This is a genomic window from Exiguobacterium sp. s75 (assembly GCF_018617145.1).
Classification (GTDB): Bacteria; Bacillota; Bacilli; order Exiguobacteriales; family Exiguobacteriaceae; genus Exiguobacterium; species Exiguobacterium profundum.
Map to the genome: position 1 here is coordinate 1,608,708 of NZ_JACSJQ010000001.1, position 26,721 is coordinate 1,635,428.

Below are 26,721 nucleotides of genomic sequence, written 5' to 3' on the forward strand. Positions count from 1 at the left end.
ACGTTTTTTCGATTTTCGACCAAAACATCAACTCGACTCTAAATTAAAATAGAAAATTAAGGAAATAACCTCACCTCATGGTATACTTTGAAAAAGAAGTAAATCCATTTTTTGAGGTGTATCTATGAAACGAATCTTACTCGTCCTCGTCTTGATCGGTGCGTGGGGATCTGTCACCCCGACCGACTCCGCTCAAGCTGCGACGCACCCTTTCCACATCCGCTCTGTCCCGAACGCCATCGTCTATGAGATGAAAAGCGGGAAGTTGACGAAAGTGGCGACCTATTCGACGACGAAGCGCTATGCGGCGATCAGTACGTCCGGTTGGTATTACATCGCCCTGAGCGGTGGGAAGAAAGTCTACATAAAGAAGAGTCAGGCGAAGCTTTTACTCGCCGATCCCATCACCCGTTCGAACCTGACATCGAGCGGGACGGCACGACTGGCGCACGAATACATGCGACAAATGGCACCGCATGTCCCTTATGAATACGAGCGTCTCAGCGAAGCGAAGGCAATCGACTACGCGAACCGGGCCCTTAAGGGGAATTGGTACGTCCCGTCCACACCGTATCGTCTGTCGGTCCCAAACATCGACACGTTCGATTGGCATCGGAGCATCCCAAGCTCTTCAAGCAACTCGTATCCGTTCCAGATTCACTATTTGACGGTATTGAACCAATTGACGCAAGCCTACAATGCGACAGGAGACACCGCGTATTTGAAATACGGGATGCGCGTCGTGAAAAGTTGGACGAAAGCCCACCCCGTCGCCAACTACAAACAGTACCGCTGGCCATATAATGACCACGGTACATCGGTCCGGACGTTCCACTTATTGAACTTCTGGGACGTGTATAAGTCGTCGTCCCTTTACAAAGACACGGCATTCACGGGTCTCATGTTGCGGACACTCCATGAGCACGGCACGTTGCTCGCGACATCGAGTTTCTATAAGTACGAACACAACCACGGGGTGTTCCAAGACATGGCGCTCACGGCGATCGCGCAGACGTTCCCGCAGTTTGACCAAAGCGCGAGATGGAAAACGATTGCCGACAGCCGGCTCGATAAACAGATCCGCCACAGCATCACGTCGGACGCCGTCCACCTCGAGCATTCACCGGGCTATCAGGCGTATATGTATCACGTGCTTGACCGCTTCGTCATCTGGGCGGACGACAACCGCTTCACGCTCCCGTCGAGCATGAACCGTGTCGAGTACATGCCAAAACAGCTGACGTATATGGTCAAGCCGAATGGGACGCTCCCAATTTTCGGAGACACGTCAGGGGCTCGGCGCACGACATCGATCATCCCACATATCGACGACTTCCCACAGCTCGCCTATGCGGTCTCCGGAGGGAAGGAAGGATCACGCCCACCGCTCACGGTGAAGAAGATCAGCACGCAGTATAGCTTCATGCGGGAGTATTGGTCCGCCCCACCGCGTGCCTTCAACCAGGCGACGCAAGTCATGATGACGGCGGGTTATCACAGTAGCGCCCACAAGCACGCTGATGATTTGAGCATCGACTTGTACGGGCTCGGTCGCGACTTCATCATCGAGACGGGCCGCTACGGCTACACGAACCGTCCGGAACGTCAGCGCGTCTTCGGGGTCGATGCCCACAATACGGTCCATCGGGATGGGGCGAATCTCGACTTGAGCGCGTCGATGCGCGAGAAGAGTAAGATCGTCACCGTCAAAAACCTCGGTCCGTCCCTTCTTGCGATGGGCGAAAGCAAGCTCATCGGCAAAGGAGCGACGCATCGCCGGACGCTCGTCTATGACAAGGAGCAGACGCTCGTCGTCTACGACCGGATCAGCTCTCCGACACAGGAGAAGTTCGTGCAGCGATTCCATCTGGCGGAAGGTCTGAAACTGCTCCAAAGTTCGATGGCGACCCAGAACGTCGTCTATGGCGACTCGAACGGCCGGACGATCCAACTCATGCAGCTCAACCTAAAAAATTCATCGATGCGCAACAGCACAAGTTTCGTCGCCGTCGAGGATTACGAATGGAAGCCTCGTCCGCAAGTCATCTCGTATAACACCGGGAAAGACGTGCGCTATCTCACGCTCATCCGACTCGACCAGTCGAAGACGACGATCCGGTCGGCGAGTGTGAAAGTATCCGGTTCGAACTACATCGTGACGTACACGCTCTCGAATAAAGAGACGAGACAGATTAGTGTGCCCATCTAAACAAACAGGTCCTTTACGCCATGTTTCGCGTAAAGGACCTGTTTTTTACTCATGCCGTCTTCCGTCTTGTCGTCCACAGGAATCCAATCCCGATGACGAGAAGTACGAAGCCGATCCACCAACTGTTTGATGATTCGCCACCTAAGAATGGGAGGCGTTCCGTCAAGGTCGGTTTCTTACTGCCCTCTGACTCGACAGTCGAGTCGGAGTCTGCGTCACCATTTCCGCTGTCTCCGCTCCCCTCTGGAATCTGAGGCTCTTCAAATTCGAAATACGTTGCCATGTTCTCCACGGTGATCTGTTGCTCGTTCGCTCCACCACGCTCGAATCGAATTGTCCGTGGCGTCTCGTCCAACTCATAGTCGAACGGCGCCTCGGTTTCCACGAGCGTGTACGTGCCGAGTCTCAAATCGGTCACGCGCGCTTCACCCGACGCATCCGTCGTGAAGGTGATCACCTCACCCGTTGAATCGGTCAATGTGAACGTGGCCCCTTCGAGTGGTTCGCCCGTCTCCTCATCGACCTTCTTGACGAGGAGTGTCTTGATGCGGTCGTTTTCGACCGCGACTGTCTTCTCGACGTCGCCCCGTTCAAACGTGAACGGATGCGGTGTCTCATCTAAGAAGTACCCCTTCGGTGCCTTCGTCTCGACGAATTGATAGTCACCTGGGACAAGCCCCTCGACGACAATCTCTCCGTTTTTATTCGTGACGAGGTCCTCTTTCACAAGTTCGCCTTCCCCATTCAACAGCTTGAACGTCGCACCTGAAAGCACATCACCAGACTCCCTGTCTCTCTTGACGAGACGGACTGTTTTGTACGGGTCGTTCGTCACATCGACCGCGAGGACTTCATTCGTCCCGCGTGTGAGTGTGAACTCGTGTTTTGTCGTATCTATGATGTATCCTACCGGCGCCTTCGTCTCGACGAACGCGTAGTCGCCCGGTTCGAGGTCGCGAACGAAGATCTCTCCAGACGCATCTGTGACAAGTCCTTCACGGACGATGTCACCTGACGCATCGATCAAGTCAAACGTCGCGCCCGGAAGCACATCGCCAGTCGTGACGTCCGTCTTCGTGAGTCGGACTGACTTTTTCTGTTCGTTCGTGACGGTGAGTGTCGTCGGTGTACCTTGACGTGCCGCCACGCTGAACGTGTGTTCTTTCGAATCAAGCAAGTACCCGTCCGGCGCTTTCGTTTCAACGAACGCATAGCTTCCTGGTGTGAGGCCGCTGACATAAATCTCACCCGTCGCGTCCGTCACGAGTCCCTCGCGGATCGTCGTTCCGAACGTGTTGACGAGCTTGAACGTCGCACCCGCTAGACGATTGCCTGTTTCCGAGTCAACTTTCGTCATCCGTACCGCTTTGTACGAGTCGTTTGTAGCACGGACTTCTGTCACGTCGTTCGTCTCGCGTACGAGCGTGAACGGACGTGCCGTCATGTCGAGCATGTAACCCGACGGTGCATTCGTTTCTTGGAAGTAATAGTCACCCGGGTTCAACCGGTCGACCCGGATCTCCCCGTTCGCATCCGTCTTCAATCCTGCCTGGACGAGCGTTCCACCTTTTTGATAAAGCGAGAACGTCGCATCGGCGAGGCGTGAGCCGGTGATCGCGTCCGTCTTGATGAGACGGACCGACTTTTGTTGTTCGTTCGTGATGGTGATCTGTTCATCGACGTCTTGCCCGTACTCGACCGTGAACGCATGTGGCGTTTTATCTAAGATGTAGCCGGTCGGTGCGGTCTTCTCGACGAACGTGTACGTGCCGATGTCCAATCGGTCGACGACGACTGTCCCATCCGCTCCCGTCGTCACGTTGTCACGGACGACTTCGTTCTTGCTGTTGTATAACGTGAAGACGGCGCCTTGAAGGACGGCGTTCGTGTCTTTGTCGACTTTCGTCAACTTCACGCGCTTCATCGTCTCATTTTTGACGTTGTCTTTTTGAACGGCTTCACTCTCGAGCGTCACCGTGAACGTGTATGCCTTCTCCGGCAACACGTACCCGTCCGGCGCTTTCGTCTCGACGAGTTGATACGTGCCGAGGTCGAGGTCCTTAATCAATAGGACACCGAACGCATCAGCCGCGAGCCCCGTGCGGAGCGTGTTCCCGTTCATGTCTTTCAGGTCAAAGACGGCACCTGGGAGCGCCAAGCCCGTCTTCCAATCGACTTTCGTCAATTCGATCGACTTGAACGGCTGGTTCTGTACACCGACTGTTGTTGTCGTCAGTTGGTCTTTCACGATGGAAAAGCCATGCTTCTTCGCATCGAGGAGATGACCCGTCGGCGCCTTCGTCTCGACGAAGGCATACATGCCCGGCTCGAGGTCGGTCACGGTGATCCTGCCGTCCTTGTCCGTCACGAGCCCTTGGCGGACGATGTTGTCCGAAGCGTCATATAACGTGAACTCTGCTCCTTCGAGCACTTGGCCGGAAGTCGACGTCTTCGTCAATTCAACGTCTTGACGGATCGTGTTGTTTTTGACCGTCGTCGCTTCCTTCACTTTTGCGATGGTGATGTTTCGTGACGCCGTCGAAATCAAATAACCGTCCGGCGCTTTCGTCTCGACTAGACGATAGTCCCCATAAAGAAGGCGACCGAACGTCAATGTTCCATCGGTATCTGTCGTGCCACGACGGACGGTACGACCACTACCTGTGTCGACCAAGTCGAACGAGGCCCCACTCAAGCTCTTCTCGTTCAACTCATCCGTCTTCGTGATCGTCAATTCACCGAGCTCTCCACTCGCCGTCCCCATTCCGGACGTGCGGGCGACCCGGACTTTCGATTGTTTCGTCGTCGTGTTCTCGGAGACCTCGTCCGCCGTCAAATAGACGTCGTTCGTGATGTCCGTCCCGACCGCAGCCAGGATATACGAGTCATATTCTAAGATGTATGGGCGATCGATCGGATTGTTGAACGTAAGTTCGAACTCCCCCATCTCTTGGATCGCTTGAACCGTGTATGCATCCGTCGACAGTTTCCCTGCCTTCGTGACCGTACCGTCCGCGGCGACCGTCGTCTCATAGACGCTCAACGAATCAAGCAGAATGTCCTGATTGTTCGATGGGACGTCACGGAGTTTGACGTTTTGTAACGACGATTGTCCGAAGTTGATGTCGATCGTCCAGGCGATGAGCTTCCCTTGCTGGATGCCTCGTTTCTCGTTGTATTCGCCACCATGACGGACCGTCACCGTCGCCGGCAAGTTGCCAAGCTCGGTCGCCCCGTCTGTGACGACGGCCGTGTTTTTATACGATGGTGCGATTTTCGTATCGTCGATGTTCGTGTCGTACGTGATGACGTACGCGTCATCCGTCGGCTCGTTGAACGTCAAGACGAAGCCCGTGTCGCTCCACACGACGTTATACGCGGACGACGGGATCGGTGTCGCGTCGACCGAGTAGGCGTTCGCGCCGATATTTCGTGTCATCTTCGCGACAGTGAAGGAATCCTTGTCCGGTACTTGCGTTCCTTCCCACGTGTCGGTGACGGTCAGGTTCGTCGTCGCATACTCGTGGTAGTTGATCCCGATTTTCCAAGTGATGTCCTTCGTGACAGCGTTATACGTGCCACCTTTGAATCCGTTGTTGCGCGTGTTCGATGCCGGCTCGACGGAATCCGTCGTCGTCACCGTGCGTCCGTTCGATGATTCGTCGATCCAGTCGACGGTCGCCGCGTTGACGAAGCTCGTATTGTTCGCATCCAAACGCTCGCGGTAATCGAACGCCGTTTTATACGTGATCTTATGTGTGTCGGTCAATTGTACTTTGAAGTCAATGGTGAAGCCGTTCGCATCGGGTGTGACCGTGTAGTCCGTCCCTTTCGTCAACCGGTCGATTGACAGCGAGTCCTCGATGAACGTCAAGCCCTCGTTCGGGAACGTGTCCGTGATTTTGACATTGTTCATCACCCGTTTGTCCCGGTTCAACTCGAGCGTCCATTCAATCGTTTCTGCCGCATAATCGGGGTTCTTGTGCGTCTTTCGCAAGACGGCTTGTCCGATTGACCGGGTCGCCGACTTCTTCAAGCCGTTCACTTCGATCGTGTTCGTCACGCTGCCCGAGGAGACGACGCGATTTTTCGCACGGGTCGTATACTCCAACTGATACGCCGTCCCGTTCTTCGGAAGGTCGAAGGTGAACCCTTCGAGCCCCGTGTCTGTGATTTTCAATGGTGTCACAGGAACCTCAACTCGATTCGCGATGTTCCCGTTGGCATCGAGTGTCACTTCAAATAGCGTGAGCCCGTCCAGTTCATGCGTGTCGGTGAACAAGTCCTTCACCGTGAGCGAATTCAAGTTTCGTTGCCGGAAGTTGATGTCCGACACCCATTCAATCGTCTGGGTGATATCATCATACTTCGGCGTCCGTTTCTCGAGCTCCGTTCCCCGCCCGGCAGCGACCGTCGCTGAGGCCGTTGCTTTATCGAAGGACGTCCCTTCGAGGTTTGTGACGTTGTTGAACGTCGCCACCTCTTCATCGACGATATCCGTGATGAACGTGAGGCGATACGCGTTTTGGATCGTCCCAAAGTCGATGGCGAGACCATCCGTCGTATCGACCGTGAGACCTGTCACCGGTTCTTCACGGAGGACATTCCCGTTCATCGCCATGACGAGCCGGGTCACTTCCATACTGTCGGCGCGATACGACAGACCTGCAGGGATCACGTCCGTCCAGCGGGCATTCTCAATCTGTTTCAGCCCTTTGTTCAACTCGACCGTCCACTCGATGGAACTTGGGTTGTACGGTCGGTCGGCGACACCAGCTTTCGTGATGTCTTTCCCTGAATTTTTCAATCCGACCGATAACATGTGCGAGAGCTGGTTCTCGATCGGGGTGATCGTGACCGTCCGCTCTTCTGAGATCTCGGTCGTTTCTTTCACTTGTGTCAGGGCTTGAATTGTCCCTTGGATGTTCGAGTACTTATAGACGTTGTCGTTGAACGTCATCGTCGCTGTTCCGTCCAGGGCGAGCGAGTACGTCCCCATCGACTGACCGTTGAAGTTCAGCGGTGCGTTCGTGAACGCCTCGTACACCTTCAACTCACTCGGCATTTGGAACGTGAACGTCGACCCGTCCGTGTAGCTGTGCCCGTTCGGAATCGACCAGTCGTAGTTGATCTCGACAATCGAATCGGTCGTGACCGTGCTCACCTCGACGTTTTCCGTCGTGGTCGTCCGAATCGTGTACGCGTCCAAAATGTTGGCGGTGATCGTCATGACCGGATTGTCCGGTGGCTGCGGGTCCGTGATGACCGGGTCCCCTTCCGCATACGCCATTCGCGAGACGGCGAACGGCTGCACGACGAGCAACATGGTCAAGACCATGGATAACCATCGTTTCATGTGCGTTTCCTCCTGTGTCTTTGTTTGCAGACATCACAAACGTGGAACAAGGAGATTCGCCTCAAAGAACATACCAAAAAAAGGCCGCCTTCTCTGGAAGGGACCTTGGTCGTCGTTCAATCATAGAGTGTGGCACGATAGTCAGAGGCGCTACGGTACGTCGTCGTCCGTCGCTCGGTCACGTCACGCGTCACATCGATGACGCGCCACTTTCCGTTCACGAACACCTCGTTCCACGCATGATACCCGTCGACCCCTTTCGCCGTCCCCATCACAAGACGGGTCGGGATGCCTTGGGCACGAAGGAGCGCGGCATTCAAAGACGCGAAGTCATAGCAAATCCCCCGTTTCGTCCGAAGCGTGTCGGCGTTATTCGGTAGATAAGTCGATGAGAGCTTCATGATCTTCTTGTCGTCATAGTCAACGAGTCGGTTGACGTGACGGCTCGTCACGAGCGTTTGCGTCGAAGTGGAGTAAGATGAACGTGACAACGACGAGGCGAGACGCGACGTCGCGGAATCGATGGAGACATTTTGGGTGGAGTGGAGATACGGTGCCGTCGAATGGACGAGGCGGACCGTTTTCTGAAGGCGGTAGACACGTTTATAGCGTTTCCCGTCCGATGACTGGTAAAGCGTGAATGTATAATCCCCGTTCCCATAGTTGACGTTGAAATGATTCTTCCCTTTATAGACATCGTAAGTACGGACCTGCTTGCCTTGTCGCACCTCGAACTTGAATGATCCTTTGTCCTGGTTCGAGATGTACACGTCGACTTTCCCCGTCCGTGTATCGACACGCGCGCTCGCCGCATCTGCGGCGGCAGGTCGCACCACAATCAGTGCGAACAACAATACCAACATCCCTGCGAAGAATTTCTTCACGAAACGAACCTCCTTTGGAAACTGGCTGCCATTTTACAGGCCCTGTAGCTTTGCGTCACTAGCTTTCGCGTAGTTTTGCCATTATCAGTGAAGTCTTACGCCTCAACCTTAGCATAAGGGATGCGTGGACGATGTCTGATTTTTAAATTTTATGGGAATGAATGTGCCGAAATGAATGCTTAAAAACCCTCGCCGTAAGTAGCGTGAGAGGATCTAGCGGAATCTGTCAAGAACAGACAGATGATATTATTTCGAACGGAATGATAGTTGCTCCGTGAATGGGAAACGGCGACGGATTTGTTGCTTCACAAATCGTGACAAGACGACAATCGAATTCAAGACAAAACCGAGGGTCGGAAGCGCCAGCAACAATAAGACGTAAAAGAGAACATCGTTCAATGGACACAGCTCCTTCGTGTGAGGTAGGGCGTATGGACATTTACATGCGAAAAGTGTGGGAATTGCACAGCATGTGATAGGTGACAATTCAATCCATACCTTTATCTACCATTAGTGTAACCTAATTGTAACAAACATTCCGTTTGTTTTTACTAAAAAAGGGGAATTAATTGTGTCCGCTTTAGGTCTTTCGTTCGACAGGAAGTGACAATTCGCCTACATTCAAAAGACGAACTCGTTTGAGTCCGTCCGATGATCGATCATGTAGTGGATTGCATGCTGTTTAGACCATGACCCCTGAGTCGTTCAAACTCTATCTTTTGACCGAGTCTGCCGTGTCTTCAGTCGCTCCGGCCATTTTTTCACGACTGTCCGTTACGAAGATAACGAACGATCAGCCAAATCAGCAGAATCGGAATGAATAGGCTCGTGACAGCACCGATGACAATCGACCCGACAGCAAGGAGCACCACGAGGACATCCATCGACATGAACCATTCCATTAGGGTCGCTCCTTCTTTATAATCCCTTCTTTTATCTCACAATGACTTTAATCTCCACAGCATCACCATATGCATCCGGTTCAAGGGATAACACGGCTGTCCCTCTCTTCATAGCCGTCATTCCCGGACGTACCGTATCGTAAGAAAGCACCGAGCTACCATCGTAAGACATTAAGCGATACGAATATCCTCTCGTATCACTGACACCATATCGACCAATCCCGATGCGATCTCCGACTTTGGCGTACACTGTCTTCTTCCCAGCGTAGACAGCTCGATCGCCCGACATTTTTAAGCCGAGCCAAATCTTCGGATTTTTTGAGATCAATCGATCATCACGACCAGATGCGCGACCGGCAGAAACGACCTTTCCATTCTGCACACGATATTTTTGTGAAACGATTGAGCCACTTCCATAAAACAAGACCCCATCAATAATCCAAGCCCCTCCCTGGAAAACAGAACTCTTGTGTTGCATCAATTTGATGTCGCGACCATTGGGCGATCCGATCAGGTATGCATCCAAGAAGTTACCGCTCCCTTCGTAACTCCCGATCAGCACTTTATCAGTCGCTCCCATCCGTCCTTTCGTGATGAATGACAAGTTCGTCATATATTCGACAGGGCGACGATACGAGACTTTCCACTCTCCATTTTTCAGCTCATGGACATAAATCATATAGTCATACCCGTACTCATTTTCTCGTTTGAAAATAGAGACGACTTCAAGCGGACGTGACGTATTCAATTGAATCAAACGATGGTCATCATATGTGTAGCCGTTAAACCATGAATATTGAAGCTCTTCGACGAAATCCTCTGTCGACTGTGCTGCCTTTGATACACTCGGATGAATCAGCAAGAGACTTCCAATCACGAATGCAAAGAGTATTTTCTTCATTTTTCCTCACCTTTCATATCACCAAAGTTTTGTTGATTCTCCAAGATGCATATAGATGACGTTTCCTTCTAAATCGTAGAAAATAATCAAGCCGTGCTTTTTGTTAATGAGATATAACGCAGCATCACTGATTAAAGATTCATCGATTGCTGACTTCCCACGAATCAGTTTCGTCGGGATGCTGTCATAGTAACTAAAGTTGTACGTATCTTTTGGTTTACCAAATACTTTCTTGATTTCCGCTTCTGTGATCTCTCGTTTTTCATAGTCGAGCAACAACATCATGCCATCTACTTTTTTCTTGCCTTTGTAAGTCTCATATAACCAGTTGTCTTGATACTTTCCAGAAATCAACTTCTCGTCATTGAAGAAGAACTGTCCAGCCACGCCTCGAACTTTTGAAAATTCTGAGTATAACCGATGCGGAGAGTTCAGAAACGCACGACGTTTTTCAAGTGACTGTTTCTGTTGTTTCAGCCATTCATTATCGGATGGTCTCGGATCTTTTTTGACTGTCAGCTCGACACTCGTCTCGTGGTCTTCATAGGTCGCTTTTAACGTAAACTTCCCTGGAGATTTCAAGATCAGTTTGTTTTGTGAAAAATAAGCGACTTGAGAGTTATTCGATCGCCACACGACTTTATCGGTGACTTTAGTTCGAGAACCATCTTTTGACTTTACGACGATTGCCGGACTCAGTTCGTTCCCTTCAATCATTTCCGTTTCATCCACTTCGATTGCAATAGTCTGGATTCGTTTCTTTAAGTTTTGGGCGTTATAAACTGTAATACTTTGTCCAATCGAGAAAAGTCGACTCGAATCTTCATTGAATCGAAATGCCCCTTCTTTCACGTTCATATAGATGCGTTTTTTCGTGTATAGGTCATATAACTTCGTTTGTTCAGAGCCAACGAAAGTACCTGTTTCGTCTAAATAGATGGCTCCGGAAACACTCTCAGTAATAAACTGTGCTTCTGATAAAGGTGTTTCGAAGTAAAATAAATCATGGTCTGTTGAGTTATACACCAATTGTCCTTTTTGGTTCATCGAATAAGACTGAATCGGGGTAGACGCCATGATTTCTGTCACGGCTTGTCCTTGATGGTTTAACACCTGAATCGAATCAGTATATCCTATCGTCATATACTCTTCTGATACTTGAAGAGTTCCCGACGTGTCAATTCCACGAATAAATTTCACTTGGTCGGTTTCTACATCATAGAAAATGAGACGGTTATCACTTGCGATGACCAGAATTGAGCTATTTGGTAAAAACTTAACTTGATTAAAGCTGTCGAGTTCGTAAGTCTCCCCGTTGTATTCAAAACTTTCAATTGTTTTGTGAAGGTCAAGATATTGGTTGTATGTCCTGACTCGATAATATTCACTTGACGCGACCCACGTCTGGTCACTATTCACTGTCATGAAATCTACGGTATAGTCACTTTTGATTGAATTAATCAATGCACCTGTCTCAGTATCATAAAGATTGATACCATAATCATTTAAGGAATAAAGCGTATCCTCGCGTACAATCACATCGTAAGGATTATATTCAGGAATTTGACTGATCGTAGACATCCGAATTTCAGCTGAAGCCGGCATCATTGTAAAGATCAATAACGATGCTAGTAGTGTACTCACTAATCGTTTCATGTAATCTCCTCATTTCATCATTTTGGATTGATTTAATCGTTTATCTTTTTCCGTATACGTCAATCTCTTTTCGTAAATCATTCGTTTATCCAAGAGCCATTCGATCCTATATGTATCGTATCAACTTAGGTCTTTCGTCGGATGACACTTATCATTTTTAAGTCAATCAATAATTTAAAATCGACAAACAATCGTTCGACATGAACTGACAAACTACACGATTCAATTCCATAAAAAATCGTCTCCCTTCATCAAAAAGAAAGACGACTCTCATGTATTGAATACAACTCACATCAACAATCATTCGAAGAGTGAGATGGCACGAACGACTTGATCTCCATCAAGCTGAACGACGAGCGTTCGCTGATTGACTTCATAGACAAGAAGCGTGTCTTGTTTGAAACGGTATAGCTCTTTGCCTGCTTTAAAGAAGCCTAACGTATAGGAGTAGTCGATGACTTCTTTCGGTGTACCGAGCGCGCGTGTCACTTCTGACTTGGTGACGGTACGTTTAAAGAACTTTGGTGACGTGTGTACACTGCTTACATCGTAAGTCGGTTTATTTTGATAATTCGGATCATCGGCAAGAAGAAAATTCCCACTCCATTTCCCGAATTGACCTGAGTCAGACTCGACCTCAGCAAATGCGCCATCCGAACCTTTTACTTTACGTAAGTCAGAACCGAATGCGACACGATTCCCGTAAAAGTTCCCATCGTAAAAGATTGACGCTTGCTGCATTTTCAACCAACTGACATCATTTTGTTTCGAAGGGATGCTCACGGTCATCGTGCGCTTTGCTTTCTTCCCTTTGTAGACGGCTTGAATCGTCGTTTTTCCAGGAACACCCGATGTGACCGATGTCTTTCCGACACGGGCAACCTTCTTCGTAGTGGACGACCACGTCACCCCTTTCGTGATACGCTCGACCGTTCCGTCAGTATAGACAACGTCTAATTTGAGTGTACGGGCATACCCACTGTCTTGTTTCGCATATGTCGTAGGGATCACGATTTTCGATACCGACTTGGCCTGAGCTTCCTCGGTATAAAAGGATAGACTTGCAATCATTAAGATTGCGGTCACCACCTGCATAAACACTCGTCTCATGTGAGTTCTCTCCTTCCGTTCAATCATTTACTTACTTTCACCGTCTTCACAGACGATCCATACTTGTTCTTGCTCGAGATCTTAATGCTTGTCCCGGCTTTTTGTTTACTGATGGAGAACGAATAGTTCCCTTTCGCATCAGCCGTTCGCTTGTATGATTTCTTCCCGATCGTCATTGTGACTGTCGCACCTTTTTCCGTCTTGCCACTCACTTTTGTCGAACGAGCTGTCACTTTGTTAATCGATAAAACTGGCAATAAATGACTTGATGTTACGCGAAGTTTATATTTCCCCGTATCATCGTGACTATAGTCATCATAAATCGACAAGTAATACGTGCCTTTATTCAAAGTAAGATTCTCTTTGTATCGACTAGGCGCTTTTGATGATCCGTATAAATACTCGCTAGCAACTCTATTGTTCTCATCATCGAGCAATTCTACGATTGCTCGATTAGCGACATAGGATGTGAGGTCGATACTGACACGACTTGTTTTTGGAATGACAATTTTGTACACATCAATATAGTCATTCCATGATAGGAATCCTGTACGTGTTTGGTAAAACGGAAATACTTTTGCTTCAACAGTCCCATTATTCGGCTCCATTTCCTGATTTAAAGCTGGAACGAATGACGAGGTCAATTCATATTTACCTGTGTCATCATAACCATAGTCATCATAGATGTGAACATAGTAGGTACCTGGCTCTAAATCGATATATGGAGCATATTTTCCTGGATTGTTCCAAGTACCATAAACTGCTTTTGAAAAAATCGAGTTGTTATAATCATCTGTAAGTTGGAAATAAGCTCTGTTTTCAACGGAGCTAGTGAAATCAAAATAGAGTCGACCTGCTTTTGTTAATTCGACACGGTACACATCAATTCGGTCCTGCTCTGATAAGTATCCTAATGTTTTTTTTCCGAAGGCTAAGTTTTGTGCTTGAGCAGTTCCATTGTTTGGTTCTTGATCATTTGTCTTCATCGGAGAAAAACGTGTAGAAATTTTAAATTTCCCAACATCATCTTTTCCATAGTCATCATAAATCATAAATTGATAATTTCCTTTTTCTAAGTCAATGCTCGTGACTTCTCTCGCTGGTGTTTCAGCACTTCCATAAAGAGCATCCGAATACACAGTATCATTGTATTCATCTACAATTTCAATGTATGCACGGTTAGATACCGAAGACGTTACGTCAATCGTAAAACGTCCAGCCTCTTCTAACGTTAAATTGTAAATCTTACTACTATCACTTTCCGTCAACTCCCCCCTAACGGTCCCATTGATCGGAAGGATACCTACACCTGTTTCCGCACTTGCTGGCGTGATTGTCGCTAGAATCAACAACGCGCCAAGCATTGATGAAATCCACGTTTTCATTAATTGTTTCATAGTTATTTATCCTCCATTCAAATCATTACGCTTTATTATATGAAAGGATTTTCCATTCAAGGTTCTCATTTTCACGGATAGGGAAAAGGGTTTTCGAATTTTAGAGGTCAATCGTTCGAGAAGATTCGTCACGCCTGCCTCCTCATTTACTCCAAAAGAAAAGAACCGCCATCGGCGATTCTCTCCCTTCAATTCATTCTTTTCCCAACCCGCTTCATCTGCTCCACATCTTCTTGCTCCATCGTATGTTTACAGATCGGGAAGTTCAAACACCCATAAAACTTACCGTTCTTCCCATCCCGTAGCACAAGATATCCTCTGCATGATGGACAGACAATCGGATCATGAATGATGCTTGGATGATTGGCGGTATAGTCACAGCCCGGGTAATGATTGCAACCGACAAACGTCGACTTTCGATTTGCCTGTTCGCGAATGACCAAATGACCATCCAGACAACGAGGGCATTTCGGATTATGCCGGATGCTCTTGCCTTCCTCGATTCCCATTTCATACGGAACTTGTTGCTCCTTGATCAATTCTTGGACGAACGTCGACATGCGGTCATCCGGCGTCAGCACATACGTCGTGTGTTTCGTCCGCGTCAACGCCACATAGAACAGACGGCGCTCTTCCCCAAACTCCAACTCTTCTTGTTTCTGAAGGACGAATGACAATAACGGGTCATCCATGATCTTGTTCGGGAAGCCGTTCTTACTGTTTGCCGTATTAATCAGGATGACGTTTTCTGCTTCGAGCCCCTTTGAACGGTGCGCTGTCAAAAAGGAGATTCGAAGATTCGGATGCGTTCGGTCGGTCACTTGCACTTCATCTTTCAAATACTTCACTCGAAACGAAGCGCTTCCCTCAATTGACTTGATGTCAAAGTTGTTCCGTCCGACGAGCAGTACATCCGACTCCGGACCATGTGATTGAACGATTTGATCAAGCGCTCTACGTAAGGCGATTTCAAAGTCGTTCTTCCCCTTGATCCCCATCACGCGAACAGGTGTGATCAGTCGTTTTCCGGAAGAGAGATTCTTTCGGATTTGACGCTTATTCTTCATCACGAATCGACCAGCGATATCGATCAATTGTTGCGAGTTTCGATACGTGTTCTCAATTTTTAATAAGGCACTCTTCCCGAAATAATGTTCAAAATCGGTGAACAGGCTCAAGTCAGACCCCGCAAACCGATAGATAGACTGCCAGTCATCTCCCACGCACATGACGGTTGATCCCGTCTTCTGCCGGATTGCTTCAATCAGATGATAACGACTGACGGAGATATCCTGATACTCATCAATGATGATGTATTTGTACGGCAAATGAACAGCATCGGACGAAACAATCGAAGTCGCTTCGTTGATCATGTCATTGAAATCGATTTTGTTCGTTCGTCGTAGATGATCCTCATACATCCGGTACATCGGTTTGACGAGACGGAAGAAGAGGAGTGCTCGTTGATAATGAAACAAGTCCTTCTTGTTCAAACTCTGTGCGAAGATATCAAATTGAGACTCCGTATAATGATTCGATTTGAACAATTGAAGAAAGCTCGACACAAAATCGACGAAGTCGTTAAAATGATTCTTCTGTTTCGTACGATATAACTTGTCGAATACTACTTTCGGGTCCATTTCCCGGAAGACGACACCTTGCTTCAATAATTTCAATCGTAGTTGATCTAACAAATTTCCTTCTTGCCGGTAATATGAATACGTCTCCATCAGCTTCGTCCCGTGTTCATGATGCAGCTGTCGTTTCCATTCCATACCATCGAGATACTTCTGTTCCTCGATTGGACTGAGCCAAGGGGCGCGATTGTTCCGGTTGATTCCGAAGTGTTCTAAGTACAAATCGTATTCTGGCAGATAAAAGTCCGGTTGATACTGACGATGATACCGAGTCGCTGTCTGATAAGGGTAGTTCTTCTCATATTCATATTCGATGCCGTTCAAGAATAAGAAGTTCGCAATCATGACCTCTTCGAGACTCTTGACCTTCTCTTCTTGAATCGTGATCTTCTGTCTTTGTTGTGTGGCAATCATCTCAGCAGCTGTGAGGGATTTCCATACTTTACTGCGTAGCGGTTCTAAATCCACATGCTTATTGTAGTCGTGATATTCCCCGGCCGTCTCAAACTCTTCAATCCCTTTTGGAATGTAGAAATAGTAACCGAAGAAGTCGATCAGTTCTTTCATACGATGCGGATGTTCATAGAACTGATGCATACAATAATCACGGATAACTTTTTTCAATTCGTCCTCGACTTGAGGCTTTTGCTTTCGACCTTCAGCAATGATCCCCATCCCGAGCCCATGAAACGTCTTGACCTCCACGGGAATATGAAGCCGTTCGCAGATTCGCTCCTTCATCTCTTCGGCTGACTTTTTAGTGAACGAGATTAGTAAGATTTCATGAGGCTGTACTTGTTTTTGTTCAACTAAATATTTCACTTTCGCAGCGATCGTCAACGTCTTTCCAGACCCGGCACCTGCAACGACGAGGTTCGCATCCTCATTGACGATGACCGCACGTCGTTGTTGGCCATCGAGCGACTTCCCATCGATAGAGTCAAAGAAGGATTGGGTGCGTTTCAATTCTTCGGTCACATACGTTTCATTCCAGTCTTCCACCTGTCGATCTAAGCCTCGATAAAGTTGTATGAACGAAGTCGCTTCTGGAACAGAGTCATCCTTGAAGAAGTCGTATACGCCTCGATAATCGCCGAGAAGTCGTTTCCGTAACGAGTCACCGATATAATGACGTCGCGCTGCTTCGACATCTCGTTGAAAAGATGCCATTTGCTCATAATATGTACGGAGTCGTTGATTGATGCGCTCAACCCGTTCATCGAGTTCTCGCCAAACATTCAACAACTCACCTGATACACGAACGTACGCCATATTCAATGAAACGACTGAAGATGGGAGTGAACCGTCCTCATGTTTCAGTTTGGTGTGTGTCGTTTCATCTAGTAGGAACCCTCGTTCACTCAGTTCATAAACATGATGAAAGCGTCCTTTCTCCTGCATCACTTCTTCTGGAGAAATGCTTGACTTAGAAGATTCCCACGCTACCATCTGCTCCTTCAAATTGTCCAAGCCGATTTGTAAAACATTCACGTCACGTTTCAATTGCGGTAAGACACGTCGTATCATAAAGAATCGTTGTATCGATTGGATCCATCCCATATCATCACCATACCATTTACAATATTTTCAACTCTTCTTCAGTTTATCAAAAAGCTGATTAAGAAGAGGATAGATTTATAAAAAAGAAACTGAGCCTAGGTAGACTCAGTTTCCTAATGTTCTATCAATCTTTAATAGTGTAATTATTTAAAGAGTTCTAATCGAATCAGAGTAGCGAGTTTTATAATTCATCTCTCTCCGTCCTGTTTTAAGCGTAGGAGATACATGCCAAGTGAATTGTCATCACCTATGACTGCGAGTTGCATATCTGTTTTCAGTATCTCATCTGCAGCAAGCAGGTTCGCAAAATTTAAATTCCCGTATACTTCATTCGGATACATAGTAGGATATGCTTCTTCGATAGCTTTTGAGACTTCCGATGTAAGTAGATCACCTTTTACAAATAATCTATTATTCTTTAAGTCTATCATGACCCCGCCATCCTCAACCGGGATATATCCTACGGTTTCTTCTGAAATAGCGTCTGTTTTCTCAACAATCAACATACGACTGTTGAATTTAGAGTTAAAGACTGCCTGATATGCTTCGGTAATCAACACATCCTCGCGCACATATTGGAATGGAGTCAGTTTTATTTTAGGTTCAGAAGAATTGAAGAGTGGTGAATCGAGTAATTCTTGAACAGTAGAACCTTCTTCAAACATAATGTGATACGAGTTTAGCATACCAAACTCAAATTTCGAACTTGTGATGTAATCATATTGTGGAAAATGTTGACCTTCCTTTGCATACTCGTATGTGATTGCTTCATCTCCATGTGGAATATGCAAAATAATCGTCTTGGACAGATGTTTATAATTTGTTTGGAACGTGTATGTTATCACGACATGTCGAACCTCGCCGTTTTTGTCGGGACGGGCAGGAATCATATACTTGCTATCTTGAATATCGTCTGACGAAATATAGAAGTAAATCCCTTCAGAAGCGGTAGGTAGGGCAATATATGCACCAGTCTCATTCTCAGCGTTTTGGATTGTCGGAACGAATGTCTTCATCGCGTCTTCTAAAGGTTGTGGAATAGGTAATTGTTTCTGAAACTCATTATTCATATTCCAGTAGGCCAGTGCTAAACGTTGATACTCAAACGAATCGTCTTTTTCTCCTACCTCGTCACTATTTAGTGACATTAATAGCGTGTTCACACTCTGAAACTTTTCGAAAATATTCTCCACAACATCATCTTTCGATAAATCATCATTTAATAAAATTTCAATTTCTCTTAACAATTGTCGAATATCTTTTTGAATCGCAAGTTCATTTTGCGATAGAACGATAGGATTGAATTTCACAGGCACATGGTTAATGACTACATCTTCTGGTTTGACGACTTGAACCATCACATCGTCAGCCGCTGAAATGGTCTCGATTTTTGATTGCGGACTGAACGTGAGAAATGCTTGTTTCAATACATTCACCTCGTCAAACTCTCCTTCAAAATTTACGGAAGCCGATGTATCAATTGTTATTACTTTTACCAATTCAGCCTGACGGTTAATAATCCGTGCTCCATTCGTATCTTCTAACCGAAGCTCAGCTAAATATCCACTGTTGTCAAACGTACTTTCTGCTACATCTTTAATCAAAACTGTACCTGTCACGTTCGCTTTGTTAATCACTGTCGCATTTGGAGTGTTGACGGTCAAACCACCTTCAATCGTCCCAGCTTCAATCGTGACCGTACCGGCTTCATTATGGTTGATCCCGACATTTCCAGTCACCTTGAATCCGTTTAATGCTAAATCGACCTTACGTGTGAGTGTAAGATCACCTGTGATATCGTTCAATAAACGAATTCGCTGTACAGTAGCATCTTGGAGAGCTTCGTTTAATTGAGTGAGTGTTGTGACCGAAGTCGTTTTCACTACGCTATTCCTGCCTTATACCGTATAACGGCTTTCGAGTCAGGCCTACACCGCACGTGCGCCTTTCAGCGCATACGGCGTGCCGTCAATCCTTGCTTATTTCCCCTATATTAGTATACATAAATGAGCAGTACTTATTTTACATTTTATAGAAAAGGAGAGAATGGTTTTCTCAAATTCTAGGACTTATCTTGATTGTAGATTTTCAAATCCGTTATCACTTGTCTGTTCCTCAATACGCAAAAACGACCTTAGCATGAGCTAGATCCGTACAAAAAATTAAATTTGCGATGTAGTGAGATACTCATCGAACTCTTCTAAGAATTTTTTCAAGCTATCCACGTTGATCGTGTAAGTATTATCTACAGGAGACATTCGGCCATTTGCTCATTCTCAACTATTACAGCAGCGAACGTAAGCAATGGAACCAAAAAAAGATGACCCCGGAGCAATATCGAGGTCATCTAATCTTCGCATAGAATTCGAAACAATTTTAATTAAACTATCCGTAAAACAAGGATCAGTTTAAATTTACAGATTGACACTTTCAATTCAATTAGTTTGTTGGATTTTCTGTGTTCGAAGTCAATTCTGGCCATTCAACATTGAAAGTAATATCGATTTCAAACCCTTGATCATCTACAAGTTTGAACTCGAGCGGCTGTTCAATCTTAGGGAAGACAACAGACATTAAAGTTGTTCCTTCTTCATCTTTCCAGTTGCTTCCTTTCAAGGTTCCATCCACATCCCACGTGTATGAAACGCCACTGTAAACAATTTCTTCGATAGAAGAATCTTTTGTACTCTTAAGGGCGCCCATGTAACGCGCAAGAGTATTCAATGCATAACGTCCCGCGGCATACTCTACTGGTTCATCCTTCGTAGCTTCATTCTTCTTCAATGCTTCCCAATAGTTCGAGATAGCCACAACATCTTCAGTTAAATCAAGAGTAATCGCTTTCTCGCTAACGCTTAAAGTCGAAATTGACTTAAAGTCTAATGTTGGATCATAGTTGAATTTCTTCGCTTCAGTTAGAAGGTCTGTCAATTCTTTTAGTTTAGCAATAGCTTCAGAAGAATCGATTGCATCTCCAGAGCCAGAAACTACGACGCCCTCATCTTCTTTCGAAGATTTCAATGTAACTTCTACATCCTGTCCAGGTTGTACTTGAATAGACTGAGAAGAAACGATTGTCGACGGTTTTACTACAACTACTGGTTTTTCAAATGTAGCACCGCTGCTTACTTCTAATGTAGTTGGCTGATTCAAAGTCAAAGAATTGACTTTAATATTTTCAGAAATGACTACACGAATACCTGTAGTATCATTGACTACAATCGTATTGCCGTTCGTACGTTCATTCCAAGTGCCATCTTTAACATCTTGAATGTCAATCGTCCCATTAACCGTCGCTGAGTTATTGACTGTTGCATTTGGTGTGTTGACAGTCAAATTACCTGTGATTGTAAGGTTGCGAAGATCAATATCACCTGAAGTATCACCTGTGATGGTTACGTTACCATCGATCGTACGCATCCCTGAAGTTGGACCATAAACAATATCGTTTAATCCATTTGCAGTTAATGACAAGTTTCCTTTGTACGTCCCTCCCACCGCATTGATGAGTTGTTCTGCGCTATTCCCGTCTTATACTGAGCCAATAGACTCAGATTTCGGTTCGGGCCTACACCATACGTGCGCCTTTCAGCGCATACGGCGTGCCGTCAATCATAGTTCAAATTGCTCATTTCCCCTATATCAAATCTACCAATATTTTCTTTTAGATACAAGTCCTAATTTATGTATTTTATTGGTATTTTGTTTCCCCTTTAATTCAAAAAGAAACGAAACAACAAAACCACCTCTCTCCAATTTGGAAAGAGGTGGTCTAAGAGATCATCAGAGTGACTACTAATTCGTGTCGTCATCAATCAGTTTTCTCATTTTTGGGGAAATAAGCAACTGTTTCTGACTGACTAGGTTCCTTCGCTCCCACTAGTTTTATCCTCCCCATGTGTTACCACATAAGTACAACCGGCTAGTGATCGACACTACTATGAACCTGCTGCCATCTTTATGGCTTCACGGGTGCTGATCCACCTCTTCCATAAAGACTTCAAACGTTCCATCATGTTTATCCCTATTTTTAGTAACCGTAGACCTCCACTATTCAGATATGAGCAAGAAAGCGATTAACAGTCAATTCACACTTTCCTCAACCCGACATTGCATTCGGGAGAATCATCTTCGAACTCCTAGCGATTCGCGAAGACGATCGATTCATTCTGCCTACATGGATTCGTTGACCTGATCATAGTTACTTTTTAAAGAGTCCCGCCTCGACTGCTTCGAGTACGACTTCACCTGACTTAGCCCCTCACACATATCAGTGCATGATTGGACCCAGGAGGATTAGACACTCATCGTTGACTGTTTGATGAGGAATGGAGTCACACCATTCAATTCAACATGATAGTTCGGAATTATCCGGTCCGGATCCTCGAGGTCAATTAGACCTCGAGTTAGCGGACAACGTTTCGTTTAATTTTATTAAAGAGTACCTTCAACAAGACCTTTGACAGTTACAGTCTTACCATTAAGGAGGTAAGTTACGATGAACATGTCTGATGCAAGAGCATTTTGGATATCTACAGTTGCAGTACCATTTTTATCAACTGCAAGCGCACCATTTTCTGCAGTGTTATCATCTAAGTTTGTGACTGTAATTACTGGTGTGATAGCAGAGATTCCTACTCCGTACTGGTCAGTAACTTTAAGAATATCTTTCAATGCAGTTGCATCATCTGTATCAGCAAGATCAGATGCTTTGAACTTAGCAACACCATCAACTACAGTGTCTTTTTTGAATTCAATCTTTTCAGCTTTAGGAGCAACTTTTGAAATCGTTACTTCTTTCATGAGTGTAACTGGTGATTTTTCACCATCTACAACTACAGTGATTTTTGAAGTGATTTCGTTCTTATCGCCGAATTCAGTAGATGTTTCTGCATCAAGAACTGAGTTCAACTTACCATCAGTTGTAAAATCAAGAACCGAATCATCTTTAATTACAGTATAGTAAGAAGCCGGAAGAAGAACTTTAGAACCGTCAGCTTTCACACCGTATACTTTGAAGTCTTGTGTATGAGTTTCGGCAGTCGATCCATCAGCATAAAGTGTTCCAATTTCAGCGATTTCGAATGAAGCGTATGCAGACTTATCAACAGCCGTGAAAGTTACTTTGAGCGGGCTTGTAGATACTGATTTGTTATCCTTCATCAAGCTGAAAGTAAGAATTTCAGTTCCTTTTTCTGAACCTGAAACAACAAACTTAGACGCATCTTCAGTTAAGTTAGCATCCGTTACAGCGACAGCACCTTCACCTTCAGTTTCAGTCACAACAACTTTTAAGTCATCTTGACCTGAACCAAGTTTACCCTTCAAGTCGAACGCACGACCATACTGGTCTTTAACAACGAAGTTTGAGTAGTCAAGAGTTGTCTGACCACCAACCGCAACAGTTGTGTTAACATCTTTCAATGACTCGATTGTTGCAGCGTAAGCAGCTTCTTTCACGTCGATGTTAAGTTGTGACACTTTACCAGTTGCAGGAACTGTAGCAACTTGTACATCGAAGCCTTTAGCACCAGCAGTGTACTCAAGAATAGCTACACCCTCTTTACCTTTAACAAGTTTAAGTTTGTTTGATGAGAATGTGACTTTGTTATTAAGTTCATCAAACTTAGTCAAAGCGTTACCAAACTGATCGACTGCAGTGAATGGAATTTCAACCGTTTCGTTTGCAGCAATCATTTCAGCTGGAGCAGCAATGTTGAATGCAGCAAGTGCTGGCGCCGCAGCAACCTTCACTTCATATTGAGCCACTTTACCAGTCGCTTTAGAGATAGCAGTGATGATTACAGTGCCACCTTTAGAATAGCTACCACCATCCGTGAACTTAAGACCAAGTTTATCCTTGTCCGCGCCAAGTCCAGCAACTACTTCATCGATAGTAAGCACAGCTGGGTTAGATGATGTAAAGATGAAACCTGCGTTAATTTCTTCGGCTGTCAATGCTTTTCCATACTGATCCATTCCGTTTACGAGAAGAGCGAATTCACCAACCGGTGTTACACCTGAGAATGGCTTTCCGTCTTTGTGGTAAACAGATCCGAATGAAAGTGAATCAGAAACTGCCACATCAGCAATTGTGATTACTTTTGAAATGACTGTGTTAGTCGAAGCATTAATACCTGTTACCGCAATCATGTCACCTTTTTTAATTTCATCGGCAGTCAAAGAGAGAACACCTTTGTTGTCATCTTTAGCAGTGACACCATTTGAAGCAGTCCACTCAATTCCAGATGCAAGTGGAGATGAAGTGATGTCTTCACCATATTGGTTCATGACTTTGTAACCAACTTTAGCTTCTGTTTTACCTGCATTTGTAGGAGCAGTTGTAGAAGAAAGCTCGATAGAGTTAACTTTTTCGTTCATTACTGCTGATGTCTTAGAAAGTGCATCTTCAGTAAGACCAGAAACAGTTACTGTGTAGTCACCTTCGAAAAGTTTGCTAGCCAACTCAAGCTTCGCAGACTTCTTATCTTCAGATGGGACAACTGTTGCGTTAACAACAACTGATCCACGTTTGATTTCAAACTTCGCTTTCGAGAAGTCGATTTCTTTGTTGAAGTTAACTGTAAGTGCATCAGCAGAAGTCGCTTTGAACTCTTCGATTTCTGGTGCAGAGTTAACTACTTTGTACTTAACAGTTTTTGTTACAGTACCGTAAGCTTTGTTAGCGTAAGTGAGTGTTCCTTCGAACTCTCCAACTTTCTCAGTGCTGAATCCAGCTACTGAGAGTGGCTTGTTGTATACAACACCGTCTGCGAAGAGAACTGGTTGAATGCGGATTCCTGAAACAGGAACGCCTTGCTCGAATACGAATTCAGATTCAGGTTTGATTTCTTGTGCGTAGTTCAATACGCGAACGCGTTTCTCAACACGGATGCCTTGGCCTTTTACAAAACCTTTAGCAGTTTGGAAGACACCAAGTTTGTTCATGTCTACTGAAGATTTGTACCAGTGGATCTCGCTGCCCTTGTATTCTTTGTCAAGCGCTGCGTTGAGGTCTCCCCCACGTACGTAGTCCGATGAAAGACGGACCGTTGTTGATGCTGCGTCTGCCGTGATTGCAGGCGCTACTGCTGATGCTGCTACTGCGAACGCTGCCGCTGCAGTAACGAATTGTTTCTTCTTAGCCATCTGATGTAAATCCTCCCTTAGGTAGATAGGTTTTTCTACCGTCCTTGCCCAACCGATCTCGTTCGGAGTCATGTATCCATAACAATGAATAAAGTACTAATGATTATGTAACCGACTCTTCAATAGACCAGGCGTTCTCCCCCGGTAGAAGTCTTTGCAAGAATCATCTTGAACAATTTACCAAGACTGTTCTTGGAAAACCTTACATCCATAATATACATAACCCTTCCAAGCGACACAAGCGTTTTTTTTCGCAAAAATGGTAACGTTTTTGAATTTTGGAGATTTTAGTTTAATTCATTTTTAGATTTACCTATTTTGGAAATGTCGAAACAAGTCGATTTTTGTTGATTTCATGCGATTTAAGCCGAAATACTCGTTGAAAACCATTTTTATACCATTAATTACCTATAAAATTTATTTTACATCATCAAATTTACAAGACCAATCTTCACCAATGATATTTCCAACTCATAAAATCATTGACCTCTTTCACAAAACCAAACATATCCAAAATAGCATCCCTTATTCCAACTACACACGAATCGGTGACTGGTCCGGATGATTCATACTCGTGAGGACTATTTGCCTAGCCTGGATTTACGATTTGGCACGATTCTTTACTCACCGATTCTGTCTTGAGAAACTGAAAAATCGATTCCCTTTTCGTCTGAAACGTGACGGATGTCTGGTAAGGGATTGTCCTATACTGAAATCAATGAAGACTTAAAGGAGATTCCACTATGCGACAACTATTGAAAGCATCCATCTCGTTCGGACTGATTGGATGCTTCATCCTCTCACCGATCGAGTTTGTTCCCGTAACCGACCTAACTGTTCAAGCCAAATCAGCATCGACGACCGTGACGGCTGAACGGGTGACAACGGAGTATACGAAAGTGTACGCCTCACGGTCGAAGAAAGCGAAGGTCATTCTCCCGCTCACGTTCGGTACGACCGTCTATCAAAATGCGACGTCTGGAAGTTGGACGAAGATCACGTATAAAGGAAAAACGGGATGGGTGCCGTCAGACATGCTCATGCCGTCATTGATTTCGACGGAGTATCTCGTGAACCGAACGACGGACTTGTACGCGACGTGGTCGACGAAAGGGAGACAGATCACGACGGTCCGATCTTGGAGTCGCGTCGTCAAGACTGGGGAGTACGGCAAGTGGTCCCGTGTCCGAGTCGGTGGGAAGACGGGATGGTTGCCTACTTCTTATCTCCGTGCGCCGTATTCAAACGATCGAATCACTCGGACGGTTTACGGAAGTCACACATATGGGGTCGATACGCAGGCGGAGTATGATGCGGTATATAAACGGGTGAAGGCGGAGTTTGATGCGAAGTATGATTCGGCTGAGTTTGGGTTTAGCGCCCATATCCAACGTGTATTGAATGGGGAGAGGGGTACTGATGATAGGAATGACCCTAACTTCCGTAGACCGGATAATGTTGATTTATTGATGGCAGAGAAAGCGTTAGAGCCTTATTTCGACGGTAGTATGTCACTAAAAACGTATGAGAAGATGTACCGTACAAACAATATGTACACGTATCTCTATAACAAGTACAATGCAAAATCAGTTGAGGGTGATAAAAACTTAAAATCCGCATATGATGTATTATTTAGAGGAAAAGCGGACTGCGATTCAAGTGAACAATTGAAGTCACTTGTTTACGATTTGGCAGGGATTGATAATGTTATCATTGGTGATGGAGTAACACACGCTTTACTCTTGTTCAAAGTAGATGAGGGGTGGATGGGGTCAAACTATAAGGCGTTTACTAAGAAAGATATCGACTCTACAAACGCTTTAAACATCTACATTTCTTACACGCAAAAAGGTGCTAAGATTTCATAATAATCTCGCTGAGAGGGGGTTTCGACCCCTTTTTGTTTCGCCCTCCTCCCCGACCCATCAAAAAACGGGTATCCCGATCGCTCGGCATACCC

General features: G+C 45.9%; 14 protein-coding genes and 1 riboswitch. Of the genes, 2 read left to right on the forward strand and 12 right to left on the reverse strand.

From position 1 onward, the window contains the following. Positions 1-124: 124 nt before the first annotated feature. On the forward strand, positions 125-2,209 hold the full coding sequence (locus KNO68_RS08250) for a heparinase II/III domain-containing protein (protein ID WP_215112322.1): 2,085 nt from the start codon (positions 125-127) through the stop codon (positions 2,207-2,209). Between the two features lie 49 nt (positions 2,210-2,258). Here KNO68_RS08250 and KNO68_RS08255 read toward each other — a convergent pair whose 3' ends face one another. From KNO68_RS08255 to KNO68_RS08310, 12 genes are all read right to left on the reverse strand, one after another. Next, complete coding sequence (locus tag KNO68_RS08255) at positions 2,259-7,565, reverse strand: SpaA isopeptide-forming pilin-related protein (RefSeq protein WP_215112323.1); 5,307 nt, start codon at positions 7,563-7,565, stop codon at positions 2,259-2,261. A 116-nt stretch (positions 7,566-7,681) separates the two neighbouring features. After that, positions 7,682-8,449, reverse strand: coding sequence for a transglutaminase-like domain-containing protein (locus KNO68_RS08260; protein ID WP_214683661.1), 768 nt, complete (start codon positions 8,447-8,449; stop codon positions 7,682-7,684). Between the two features lie 13 nt (positions 8,450-8,462). After that, a riboswitch (cyclic di-GMP riboswitch) is annotated at positions 8,463-8,539 on the reverse strand. Positions 8,540-8,695: 156 nt separating this feature from the next. Beyond that, positions 8,696-8,848, reverse strand: coding sequence for a hypothetical protein (locus tag KNO68_RS08265; protein ID WP_160300231.1), 153 nt, complete (start codon positions 8,846-8,848; stop codon positions 8,696-8,698). Positions 8,849-9,210: 362 nt separating this feature from the next. Beyond that, positions 9,211-9,351: a hypothetical protein gene (locus tag KNO68_RS08270; RefSeq protein WP_214683660.1), complete on the reverse strand. Its 141-nt coding sequence runs from the start codon at positions 9,349-9,351 to the stop codon at positions 9,211-9,213. A 31-nt stretch (positions 9,352-9,382) separates the two neighbouring features. Next, a complete protein-coding gene (locus tag KNO68_RS08275) occupies positions 9,383-10,252 on the reverse strand; it encodes a hypothetical protein (protein WP_214683659.1) in 870 nt (289 codons plus the stop codon). A gap of 18 nt (positions 10,253-10,270) precedes the next feature. After that, a complete protein-coding gene (locus tag KNO68_RS08280; protein WP_215112324.1) occupies positions 10,271-11,908 on the reverse strand; it encodes a WD40 repeat domain-containing protein in 1,638 nt (545 codons plus the stop codon). Between the two features lie 300 nt (positions 11,909-12,208). Then, a complete protein-coding gene (locus tag KNO68_RS08285; RefSeq protein WP_215112325.1) occupies positions 12,209-13,018 on the reverse strand; it encodes a hypothetical protein in 810 nt (269 codons plus the stop codon). A gap of 23 nt (positions 13,019-13,041) precedes the next feature. Then, on the reverse strand, positions 13,042-14,415 hold the full coding sequence (locus tag KNO68_RS08290; protein ID WP_215112326.1) for an Ig-like domain-containing protein: 1,374 nt from the start codon (positions 14,413-14,415) through the stop codon (positions 13,042-13,044). Positions 14,416-14,603: 188 nt separating this feature from the next. Next, positions 14,604-17,612 (reverse strand): UvrD-helicase domain-containing protein, encoded by a 3,009-nt coding sequence (locus KNO68_RS08295; protein ID WP_215112327.1) that lies wholly within the window; start codon positions 17,610-17,612, stop codon positions 14,604-14,606. A gap of 188 nt (positions 17,613-17,800) precedes the next feature. Further along, on the reverse strand, positions 17,801-19,495 hold the full coding sequence (locus KNO68_RS08300; protein WP_215112328.1) for a hypothetical protein: 1,695 nt from the start codon (positions 19,493-19,495) through the stop codon (positions 17,801-17,803). A 556-nt stretch (positions 19,496-20,051) separates the two neighbouring features. Then, entirely contained in the window at positions 20,052-21,086 is a 1,035-nt protein-coding gene (locus KNO68_RS08305) for a hypothetical protein (protein WP_215187614.1), read from the reverse strand. Positions 21,087-22,046: 960 nt separating this feature from the next. Continuing rightward, positions 22,047-24,761, reverse strand: coding sequence for a hypothetical protein (locus KNO68_RS08310; protein ID WP_215112330.1), 2,715 nt, complete (start codon positions 24,759-24,761; stop codon positions 22,047-22,049). Positions 24,762-25,504: 743 nt separating this feature from the next. Between KNO68_RS08310 and KNO68_RS08315 the strand changes: the two genes are divergently transcribed. Then, positions 25,505-26,629 (forward strand): SH3 domain-containing protein, encoded by a 1,125-nt coding sequence (locus KNO68_RS08315; RefSeq protein ID WP_215112331.1) that lies wholly within the window; start codon positions 25,505-25,507, stop codon positions 26,627-26,629. Positions 26,630-26,721: the final 92 nt, after the last annotated feature.